General features: G+C 59.1%; 12 protein-coding genes and 1 pseudogene. 5 read left to right on the forward strand and 8 right to left on the reverse strand.

Annotated elements, in window-relative coordinates:
* A pseudogene (locus ACFQX9_RS11425) lies at nucleotides 1-251 on the reverse strand (IS110 family transposase); the annotation flags it as partial.
* A gap of 382 nt (nucleotides 252-633) precedes the next feature.
* Between ACFQX9_RS11425 and ACFQX9_RS11430 the strand changes: the two are divergent.
* On the forward strand, nucleotides 634-969 hold the full coding sequence (locus ACFQX9_RS11430) for a GYD domain-containing protein (RefSeq protein ID WP_377788533.1): 336 nt from the start codon (nucleotides 634-636) through the stop codon (nucleotides 967-969).
* 110 nt (nucleotides 970-1079) lie between these two features.
* Nucleotides 1080-1253 (forward strand): hypothetical protein, encoded by a 174-nt coding sequence (locus ACFQX9_RS11435; protein WP_377788536.1) that lies wholly within the window; start codon nucleotides 1080-1082, stop codon nucleotides 1251-1253.
* 8 nt (nucleotides 1254-1261) lie between these two features.
* Here ACFQX9_RS11435 and ACFQX9_RS11440 read toward each other — a convergent pair whose 3' ends face one another.
* From ACFQX9_RS11440 to ACFQX9_RS11450, 3 genes are all read right to left on the reverse strand, one after another.
* Nucleotides 1262-1705 (reverse strand): DoxX family protein, encoded by a 444-nt coding sequence (locus ACFQX9_RS11440; RefSeq protein WP_377788539.1) that lies wholly within the window; start codon nucleotides 1703-1705, stop codon nucleotides 1262-1264.
* Between the two features lie 287 nt (nucleotides 1706-1992).
* Nucleotides 1993-2925, reverse strand: a complete 933-nt coding sequence (locus ACFQX9_RS11445) for an MBL fold metallo-hydrolase (protein ID WP_377788542.1) — start codon at nucleotides 2923-2925, stop codon at nucleotides 1993-1995.
* Entirely contained in the window at nucleotides 2922-3905 is a 984-nt protein-coding gene (locus ACFQX9_RS11450; protein ID WP_377788545.1) for a Bug family tripartite tricarboxylate transporter substrate binding protein, read from the reverse strand. The genes ACFQX9_RS11445 and ACFQX9_RS11450 overlap by 4 nt, the downstream gene beginning before the upstream one ends.
* 158 nt (nucleotides 3906-4063) lie before the next feature.
* On the opposite strand from ACFQX9_RS11450, the gene ACFQX9_RS11455 reads away from it, so the two are divergent.
* Complete coding sequence (locus tag ACFQX9_RS11455; protein ID WP_377788548.1) at nucleotides 4064-4861, forward strand: helix-turn-helix domain-containing protein; 798 nt, start codon at nucleotides 4064-4066, stop codon at nucleotides 4859-4861.
* Nucleotides 4862-4994: 133 nt separating this feature from the next.
* On the opposite strand, the gene ACFQX9_RS11460 is transcribed toward ACFQX9_RS11455, so the two are convergent.
* From ACFQX9_RS11460 to ACFQX9_RS11470, 3 genes are all read right to left on the reverse strand, one after another.
* Nucleotides 4995-5690, reverse strand: a complete 696-nt coding sequence (locus ACFQX9_RS11460; RefSeq protein ID WP_377788550.1) for a dienelactone hydrolase family protein — start codon at nucleotides 5688-5690, stop codon at nucleotides 4995-4997.
* Nucleotides 5691-5816: 126 nt separating this feature from the next.
* Complete coding sequence (locus ACFQX9_RS11465; protein WP_377788552.1) at nucleotides 5817-6152, reverse strand: cupin domain-containing protein; 336 nt, start codon at nucleotides 6150-6152, stop codon at nucleotides 5817-5819.
* 37 nt (nucleotides 6153-6189) lie between these two features.
* Complete coding sequence (locus tag ACFQX9_RS11470) at nucleotides 6190-7215, reverse strand: Bug family tripartite tricarboxylate transporter substrate binding protein (protein ID WP_377788554.1); 1026 nt, start codon at nucleotides 7213-7215, stop codon at nucleotides 6190-6192.
* 70 nt (nucleotides 7216-7285) lie between these two features.
* Here ACFQX9_RS11470 and ACFQX9_RS11475 point away from each other — a divergent pair, with 70 nt between their 5' ends.
* Together ACFQX9_RS11475 and ACFQX9_RS11480 are read left to right on the forward strand one after the other, a co-directional pair.
* Nucleotides 7286-8227: a LysR family transcriptional regulator gene (locus ACFQX9_RS11475; RefSeq protein WP_377788556.1), complete on the forward strand. Its 942-nt coding sequence runs from the start codon at nucleotides 7286-7288 to the stop codon at nucleotides 8225-8227.
* A 154-nt stretch (nucleotides 8228-8381) separates the two neighbouring features.
* Nucleotides 8382-8591: a GDCCVxC domain-containing (seleno)protein gene (locus ACFQX9_RS11480; RefSeq protein ID WP_377788558.1), complete on the forward strand. Its 210-nt coding sequence runs from the start codon at nucleotides 8382-8384 to the stop codon at nucleotides 8589-8591.
* Between the two features lie 182 nt (nucleotides 8592-8773).
* Here ACFQX9_RS11480 and ACFQX9_RS11485 read toward each other — a convergent pair.
* The coding region (locus ACFQX9_RS11485; RefSeq protein ID WP_377788560.1) for an ATP-binding protein at nucleotides 8774-9228 on the reverse strand (455 nt) is incomplete at its 5' end.

Below are 9228 nucleotides of genomic sequence, written 5' to 3' on the forward strand. Positions count from 1 at the left end.
ACCAGGCAGTCATGGCCGAGGCTCTTGAGCAGTCTGTAGAGACCGTATCCTGTTGGCCCTGCTTCGTAGCAAAACGTCAACTGACAGCATTTCGCTGCAAGCTTGGCCACCAGCTTTCGGATCGCTGCCTCCGTGGCAGGAAACTCCCCGAGATATCGTACCTCGCCGCCACGGCCGCCATCGGCAATGGCTATAGCATTGCGCGATTTTGACGTATCGATTCCGACAAAGACCTCGGTATGATGACCCACGACTCGCCCTCCTTGTTTGAGGCTCTACCCGGTCCATCCGGGCAACCCTCGTCGCAACATCGAGGGTGAGTCGCCTCATTTTGTGGGGGGACATACAGTCTAGCAGACGATCGTTATCGCGGCTGGCGGCATGGATTGGGATATGCATCGGGTGGTCGCGCTAACTCCTGACCATCAGAATCTCTTCCGCACGAGCAATAATTGATGTAGGATAAATATCCAGCCGCCAGCGGGTGGTGCCGAACGCCTGTTCATTCTGAGCGGTATATTGCCCACGGCAGGGTCTATGGTCTTTCGCTCAACGCGGCTTTAGCCGCCCGTTTTTGTTGAGCCCGAAGCAAACCCTTAATTTTCGAACATTCCCCGAGAGGAGGAAGTCACCATGCATTTTTGTATGACAGGGCAATACACACCAAAATCTCTCAACAGCATCATGGAAAATCCCAAGACCAATCGGTACGAAGCGGCCAAGAACCTCATCGAAGCCGCCGGCGGAAAATTGATATCAATGTATAGCACCGCTGCCGAAGGCCCGGGCGTCTTGGTAATCTTCGATGTGCTCGACCCCAGTGCAGCACCGGCGATTTCTGGCACTGTCGTGGCATCCGGCGCCATTCATAACGTAAGCCTCATCAGGCTATGGACGCAGGACGAGATTGCCAAGGTTCGTCAAACTGCAAGCCAGCTCCGGGGGAAGTACTCCCCGCCGGGCAATTAAAGACAAACGGCCAATACCGCGGCCTGAAGTCGACCAGTTGAATTCAACGTCGGCGGCAGCTTGGCGGTCTGTCGCCAAGTGATGCCCCCCCAAAATATTTTGAGGCCATCATGCCTGAGACATTTGAGATCATCATGCCTGAGACATTGGAAATCCTGCTGTGGTTTGCCGCGCTTGCGACGTGGCTGGTGCTTCTCCTCGTCATCCTCAGGACGGCGCTAGAACCGCTATTCAAGCGCATCCGCCGACCGCGCGATGGATCTTTCAAGGTGAAGGTGAAGTGATGTCGGGCCTACAGTTTCCGAAAGAAACTAAACCGGCCTGCTCCGGTGACGAAGATTAGCATCGCGCCTCCCATGATCGAGATATTCTTCAAGAAATGATTGTACTGACCAATTTGCGGCGCACCGGCCGGATATTCCCAGTAGCGGTGGGCGATAGCAGTTGCGACCAGCACGAAGACAAAGGTCAACACTGCGCAGTAGCGCGCACCGACGCCCAATATCAAACCAATGGATATCAACGTTTCCAATGCGATATTAGTCAGAGTGAACAGCTCAGGTGCTGGAAGGTTCAGCGACTTAGAATAGCCGACAGCGCCACTGAAGTTGGTTATTGCTCCGTACGCACTACCAACGAATACCCACGCAACTAGAATGCGACCAACCAAGATCAGTGCATCAGCTCTCTTTTTGGCGAATTCATCAACGGCCAGCGACGGAGAATTGAATTTCATGGTAAAAGCCTCCACCCTTGTGGTCTAACGCGGCTGAAAAACTCTCGTTAGCAATCTATCACGATTAGGGGGGCCGTATAAGCGCTTCACCTTCGGCGCGCTGCAAACGATGCCTACTTCATCGTTCCGCCCTTTCGGGAGGGGCTTTCCCTTGGTCCAAATGTCTGCTCCTGGACCCGTAGCGGAAGGTCGCATGAAGATGTGTCATGTCGACTGTTTGGCGCAAACCGGACGTCAATCCAGCTTAGCGTCTGCCACCGCTTTTGACCTGGAGCGAACTCATGAAATCACTCGGGTGCCCTGCTTGTCTTCCGCGCATCCGCCTGACGAGAGTTAGTCCAACGCCGCACGGCAATCTCGTCGCCGATGTGGAAGCTCATTAGATCTTCCCCCACCTCTAGCGGGCCGGCGTAGGTTTCTCTGGTCGCGGCTATCAATCCTTCGATGGACGGCGGGTTAATCGTTTCGCTCGCCAACATGACCAGATGCGTGAACACGGCCAGCTTGGGTGTTGTACGGGCGAACACCCGCCCGGCGTCTTGCGGAGACGTATGATGGTTCAGGATGCGCTGGATATGCGGTATCGCGAGCAATTCCGGGCGGGCCATCGCCACCTCGTGAATCAGCAGGTCGGCATTGCGGCCATAGCGAACCACGTTTTCATTATACCGGGTATCACCGGACACGACAGCAACACGGCCTCGATATTCGATCCGGTAGCCGTAAGCCGGCTTGATGGCCTCTCCGTGATCCACTGTGAAGGCGATGATGCGTAGATCCCCCGCTTCATAGATTGGGCCGTCAGTGTCGAACTCCTCAACCGTGATTGCCGCGTCTTCCCGGGCGAGCTTTTCGTCCTCGACCCGGATTTCGATATCGGGCGCGTAGGCGGCCTCGAGGTGCCGCATCATTGTTGAAGTGCCGACCGGACCAATGACGTGGAAGGGCCCCTTGCGGGCCGCGAAATGCGAGCTGAGCCAGCCGGTCAGCCAGAGGTCGGGGATGCCGACCGTATGGTCTGAATGGAAATGCGTCAGCAGCAGCGCGTTGATACGGCCGATGGGAACGCCAAGCTCAAACAGTCGCATGGTCGCGCCTCTACCGGCATCGATCAGCACAGTCTGCTCGCCGGCTTCGATGAGGGTGCTTGGCCCGAAGCGATCGGGCCGAGGAATCGGCACCCCGGTCCCAAGCAATGTTACGCGGAAGAGCGTGCTCACTGCTGCACGCTAATTCCGGCATCAGACACGACTTTCTTCCAATGCTGAATCTGTGATTTGACCAATTGCCCAAACTCCTCAGGCGAGCCGCCGACCGGCTCGGCGCCAAGCTTGGCAAATGCCTCGCGCACGGCGGTCTTTTGCAACGCTCTGTTGATGGCCGCATTTAGCTGCGCGATGGTTTCCTTCGGTGCTCCTCGTTTTACCGCAAAGCCAACCCAGTCTTCCACCACCAGAGATGCGAAGCCGGCTTCGACGATGGTCGGGACGTCTGGGAGAGCCGACACGCGCCTTGGGCCCGTCACGGCAAGTGCACGGAGCTTCCCCGTCTTGATCAGATCGACCACCGGCAACATCGTCACAAACATGAACGAGTTCGTGCCATTGAGAAGGTCCCCGATTGCCTGCGGGAATTGCGCGTAAGGTACATGCTGGGCGCGCGTGCCGGTCTGCAGTTTGAATTGTTCGCCGATCAGGTGCGCCGGTGTGCCAAATCCGCCGGATGAAAAGGTCAACTTGTCCGGCTGACTTTTGAGAAGCGCGACAAGTTCGCTCACCGAGGTAGCAGGCACCGACGGATTGACCACCAACACGTTGTAGGAGACCGAGGCCTTGATGACAGGATCGAAGTCCCGTTCGAAAGCATATGAGATCCCCTGTACGAGTGCAGGCGCCGCGACCGATGGTACAGACATGCCGAACAAACTGTGCCCATCGGCTGGCTGCGTGAGAACATCATTCGCGGCGATTGTGGTGATGCCGCCCGGCCGGTTCTCCACGATCACGCGCCAATGCTCGTCCTCTGTTAACTGCTTTGCGATGATCCGGCTGATGATGTCTGGCGGCGTGCTCGCGGAATTCGGCGCCACGAAGCGAATGGTGCCGTTGGGAAAGACCCCCTCCGCATTCGCGGACAAAGCGGGTGCCAACGAAACGATGAAGCCTAAGCACCGGCCCACCTTGCGAAGACTCTGCTGCATGGACGTTCTCCCGTGATGCCGAAGGTCTCTCAAGCTCAAAAAGCGCGTCTGATGTGCGGCCATCCTGCGAGCCGACGGGCGTCGAAGACCAGCATAATCGACGTGCATTCCGACATGCGGAATGCTACGTTCCGAACTGCGGAATGCTGGAGCGTGCAATGGCGCAGGTCATCAAGGGTCTGGAGCGCGGGCTGAGGGTGCTCCAGGCGTTACAAATGCAACCGGATTCCTCGCTGCATGACCTGTATCTCGTGACGGCTATTTCGAAGCCTAGCCTGTTGCGAATCCTTCATACCCTCACGCGGGCGGGCGTTGTAACGAGGCGGCTGGGGGATGGTTGCTATCGGATCGGTTCAACACTTTCGCACCCGCAGTCGCGCCGCGAGCATCGCGATCGCATCGCGGAGGCCGCCGCGCCGGTGCTCGAGCGATTGTGTACACGGGTATCCTGGCCTTCCGACCTGATGGTCCCGGCTGGTGATCACATGGAGATAAGGGAAACAAACCGGACGCGAAGTCCGTTTTTGCTTCAGCAGGAAAGGATAGGTTGGCCGGTGAACTGGCTGAACTCAGGCGTGGGAAGAGCTTATCTGGCATATTGTCTCCCGGCCGAGCGCCAGCGCATCGTTGCGCTCCTGATTTCCTCGAAAAAACCGGAGGATCGGCTGGCTCGTGAACCTGAGCGATTGAACGCCATTCTGGCTAACGTGCGAACGCTTGGCTATGCGACTCGAGATTCGGCGCATGTCGGAGGTTACTATGGCGGCCCACCGCATGCGGACGGCCTACTCGCAATTGCTGTTCCGTTGCGCGATGGCCGGCGGGTGATCGGGTCGATCAATATGCTTTGGCTTCGCACAGCCTTCACGATCGAAGCATTCGCGGCCCGGTACCTTCCCGATCTTGAAGCCGCCGCAACGGAGATCGTGACTGCTTTGCACAAGAGGCGACGTTGACGCAGAGACATCGGCAAGGGAGAAATTACGGCGTAGTGGAAAGCTGCCGCAGGGGCCCACGAAATTGAGCGACGAAGGATCGTTCAAGTGGCTGAGCGGGTGCATCAGCAACGGCAAGGGTGCGATTGCTCTGTCAGAGTCTGAGGCCTTGGAGAATCTCCATGGCCCGCTTCATTGAAAAACTGTGTGTCGCCGGATGAAAGGCCTTGCTTCCGCGCATCATGTAGCCGTGGAGTACCCCGGGAAAGATGTGCACCTCGACGTTTTCTATCCGCGGCGGTATCGCACGATAGGCCTCCAGCACGTCGGCCGGTGCCCTGCTGTCCTGGTCGCCCCAGACGATGCAAACCGGCTCACGAATCCCGTCGAGCTCCTGAACGTAATCGAGCATCTGGGATCCGTGGCAGCAGATGCCGGCGGCGTAGCCGAGACGCTTCGGCCCGAGGATCGCGTAGGGGCCGCCGTAGCAGAAGCCCATGGCCGCGGCCCGTCCATTGAAGTTCGGGAGTGTGCAGAGATACGTCAGCGTGTCGGCCATATCGTCCTCACCGCGTTTGATGAGTTCGGGACGCGGCTGCGAGCGTCGGGCCGCGCGATGGTCGTCCCGAGGAAGGGGGCCTGGAATTGAACGCCAGAACAGGTCAGGCGCCGCGACGATGAAGCCGTGTGCCGCCAAACCATCGGCGATCCACCGTATGTCGGCATCCACCCCGTGGATGGCGGAGGCGATCACGACCGCCGGAGTTGGATCTTCGGCCTCTGGCGCGACAAGATAGCAATCGAATTCGCGTCCATCTCTCGAGCGAATCTTTCTGACTTTCCCGAGCATGGTTGAGCGTCCAATCATCTTTGAGCCTCTGAAGCCACCCGCGTCGGTGAATGTCGAGGCCGGGGCCGCCTGGCGCACCGCCGATGTCAACCGCAGAGCTTGCCGAAGTCGACGGCGAGCCACCAATCAGGTGAGCGGGACAAAATCGTGCTCGCCCATGCCCTGGAGGACCAGGAATACCGCCGAGATGTCCCCGGCGTTGGCGACCAGGTGAGGACGCCCCGGACGAACAGAATAGGTCATGCCGACCGTTAAGCAGACCTCTTCGTCGGGCTCTCGCGTAAAAACACGTATCGTTCCGCCGATGACGTAGAACGTGTCCTGAACTTCCGTGTGGTAGTGCCAAGGTATCGTTTGGGTCGGACCGATCTGCATCTCGGCGATCCGGAAACCGGGCCGAGCAGCGTGATGGGCGCGACGTTCAACTTCGTATGGACGACATCTGACGTTCGGAGGCTGCATGTCAACTCGCTCCAATTCTTCGCAACAGGTGGCGTTCTCATTCCGGCTTGATGTTGGCCAGCCGGATCACTCTGCCCCATTTCTCGGTTTCGTCGGCGACGAGCTTGCCGAAATCGGCGGACGAGCCGACGAGCGCAGTGCCATCCAGGTGGGCAAGCCGTGTCTTGAACTCTGGATCGGCGAGCGCGACATTGACCTCCTTGTTGAGCTTGTCGATGATGTCGGTGGGCGTATTCTTGGGCGCTCCGAGACCGAAGATAGAGCTTGCCTCATACCCCGGGACGAACTCGCCTACGGTTGGGATGTCAGGCAGCGCGTCCAGGCGCGTCGCCGTCGTTATGCCGAGCGCGCGCAGCTTGCCGGTCCCGATATATCCAATCAATATGGCGATGTTCGTGAAGAGGACCTGCACCTGGCCGCCAAGCAGATCCGTGAGCGCCGGCGCTATCCCGCGATAGGGCACGTGAACAATGTCGATTCCGGCCTCTTGCTTGAATAGCTCGGCGCTGATGTGGGTGATCCCGCCGACGCCGCCCGACCCATAGAAGAGCTTGCCGGGATTGGCTTTGACATAGGCGATGAACTCGGGAAGCGTTTTGGCCGGAACGGAGGGATGTACGACCATGACGAGGGCGCCACGTATCAGTCCGGCGACCGGTGTGATGTCCCGAATGAAACTGAAGTCGAGCTTGTCATAAAGCGTCGCATTGATCGCATTCGGCGTACCGACCAGGAGCAGCGTGTAGCCGTCTGGAGCTGCGCGTATCACCGCATCGGTTGCTATGTTGCTACCGGCGCCCGGCCGGTTCTCGATCACGAATGGATGGCCCAGTCGCTCCGATAACCATTGCCCGATCAGACGCGCGAGGATGTCATTCGGGCCGCCGGCGGCAAAGCCGACAATGATACGCACCGGTCGCGAGGGATAAGGATACGCCCAAGCGGCCGATGAGAGCGCGGGAAGCGCTGCAGCACCTGCAGCAAGATGGAAAAGTTGGCGCCGGGAATGTGTCACAAGCTCGCTCCTCCCGTGCCATGCGGCCCGCTCCTGAAGGGCCAACATAGTTGATGCCGTCATGCCTGGCTAAGGCTATTGTCTGATGAGATCATCTCAAACGGGAAATGGGTAGCCCATGCTGATGAGCGATCGCATCGGAAGCCGAATGAGGCTGCAGGATCTGCACGTGCTCATGACGGTGGCGCAGGCCGGCAGCATGGGGAAGGCAGCGCGAATCTTAAACACCACCCAGCCGAACGTTTCGAGAGCAATCGGCGACCTTGAGCATGCGCTCGGCGTTCGGTTGCTCGACCGCCACCGGCAAGGAGTCGAACCGACCGAATGCGGCCGCGCCCTGCTCAGCTGCGGGGCGGCCGTTTTCGATGATCTCCGCCAGGGCGTGAAGCGTATCGAGTTTCTGGCCGACCCTACCGCTGGGGAGGTGCGGATTGGCAGCACCCCTTTTCTGGCGGCAAGCTTCGTTTCCGCACTCATAGATCGGCTCTCGCGGCGCCATCCGCGGATCGCGTTTCATCTCGTCACGGGCTATGTAGAGCCGCTGCATCGAGAACTGACCGAACGCAGAGTTGATCTGTTGGTTGTGCGAAGTCCTGGCCCGAATACCGACGAACGGCTGGACTTCGAATTTCTCTATGAAGATCGGTACGTCGTAGTCGCCGGAGCGAAGAACCCGTGGACTCGGCGGCGCAAGATACGAATTTCCGACTTGGCGGAGGAGACTTGGGTGCTGCCGCCGCCCGAAAGCGTGATCGGATCGATTTTAGAGAAAGCCTTTCGCGCCGGCGGGCTCGGGTATCCTCGCGCCACCGTGGTGACAGATTCCCCTCATATGCGGGTTAGTCTGTTGGAGACGGGGCGCTTCATCACCGTTTTTCCGGCGTCCGCACTGAGATTTCTCACCATGGGCCGGGCGCTCAGGATTTTGGCCGTGGAATTGCCGGCAGCCCGTCGGCCAAACGGAATCGTCACTCTCAAGGATCGGGCACTGAGCCCTGTCGCGCAACTCCTGGTCGATAACGCCCGTGAGCTCGCAAAGCCAATGGCGAAACGAAAATGATGGACCGCAGGTCTGCCAGTGGTCCATCGCGTGTCGAACGGAACGAACCGATCCAGCCTCCACGACGTGACCAGTAGCGGACGTCGCAGGAATATGGCCCACTGGGGTGCAGTTGTGAACTGACGCATCAAGCCGTTTGCCCATACAGGACATCATGCAGCTACAGTCGACCCTGACTTGTCCCGCCTGCCATCATCAGGCCACAGAGACCATGGCGACCGACGCTTGCCAGTATTTCTATGATTGCGCAGGCTGCGGCACGCGGCTCAAGCCCAAGCCGGGAGACTGCTGTGTGTTTTGCTCCTACGGGACCACGCCGTGCCCGCCCATCCAAGAGCACGGAAAGGGCGCGTGCTGCGGGTAAGGCTGCTCTTCGGCATCCCATAACGTCGGCTGCTGGGCCATCTGCAACCTGGGATATAGCGCGACAATCTGGATGGGGAGCGCGCGACAATCAGGATGGCGAGTGGGTGTCGCGGCGAGGTGATGATTGCCGCGATGATTGTCGCGCGCAAGAGTTTTGTTCGCTTTGATTGTCGCGGAGCGTCAATCAGCGAGTGTTTTTGGTGTCGCGTGCGAGGATGGTTGCCCTGGACCACGCTTCCGCTCGAGCGCGGTGCGCCTGCGATAGCTTTCGACGTTCATCTCGACGATGGTGGCGTGGTGAACGGGGCGATCGATGGCGGCGAGCGTCATAGCAGGATCCGGGAAGACCCTGTTCCACTCTCCAAAGGGCTGATTGGCGGTGATCAGCATGGAACGCCGCTCGTAGCGAGCGCTGATGAGCTCGAACAGCACGCTGGTCTCGGCCTGGTCCTTGGTGACGTAGGCAAGATCATCGCAGATCAGGAGGTCGAAGCGATCGAGGCGGTTAATGGCGGCCTCGAGATTGAGCTCGCGCCGCGCCACCTGGAGCTTCTGGACGAGATCGGTGGTGCGGGTGAAGAGGACGCGCCATCCGTTCTCGATAAGGGCCAGGCCGATGGCTGCCGCCAAGTGAC

The organism is Bradyrhizobium sp. GCM10028915 (assembly GCF_042666195.1).
Classification (GTDB): Bacteria; Pseudomonadota; Alphaproteobacteria; order Rhizobiales; family Xanthobacteraceae; genus Bradyrhizobium; species Bradyrhizobium canariense_D.

What these genes read in the sequence shown, in the direction of transcription:
- ACFQX9_RS11470 (WP_377788554.1), bottom strand. Translation starts at nt 7,215, where the DNA reads ATGTTGGCCCTTCAGGAGCGGGCCGCATGGCACGGGAGGAGCGAGCTT.
- ACFQX9_RS11435 (WP_377788536.1), top strand. Translation starts at nt 1,080, where the DNA reads ATGCCTGAGACATTTGAGATCATCATGCCTGAGACATTGGAAATCCTG.
- ACFQX9_RS11460 (WP_377788550.1), bottom strand. Translation starts at nt 5,690, where the DNA reads ATGCTCGGGAAAGTCAGAAAGATTCGCTCGAGAGATGGACGCGAATTC.
- ACFQX9_RS11480 (WP_377788558.1), top strand. Translation starts at nt 8,382, where the DNA reads ATGCAGCTACAGTCGACCCTGACTTGTCCCGCCTGCCATCATCAGGCC.
- ACFQX9_RS11475 (WP_377788556.1), top strand. Translation starts at nt 7,286, where the DNA reads ATGCTGATGAGCGATCGCATCGGAAGCCGAATGAGGCTGCAGGATCTG.
- ACFQX9_RS11455 (WP_377788548.1), top strand. Translation starts at nt 4,064, where the DNA reads ATGGCGCAGGTCATCAAGGGTCTGGAGCGCGGGCTGAGGGTGCTCCAG.
- ACFQX9_RS11440 (WP_377788539.1), bottom strand. Translation starts at nt 1,705, where the DNA reads ATGAAATTCAATTCTCCGTCGCTGGCCGTTGATGAATTCGCCAAAAAG.
- ACFQX9_RS11430 (WP_377788533.1), top strand. Translation starts at nt 634, where the DNA reads ATGCATTTTTGTATGACAGGGCAATACACACCAAAATCTCTCAACAGC.
- ACFQX9_RS11450 (WP_377788545.1), bottom strand. Translation starts at nt 3,905, where the DNA reads ATGCAGCAGAGTCTTCGCAAGGTGGGCCGGTGCTTAGGCTTCATCGTT.
- ACFQX9_RS11465 (WP_377788552.1), bottom strand. Translation starts at nt 6,152, where the DNA reads ATGCAGCCTCCGAACGTCAGATGTCGTCCATACGAAGTTGAACGTCGC.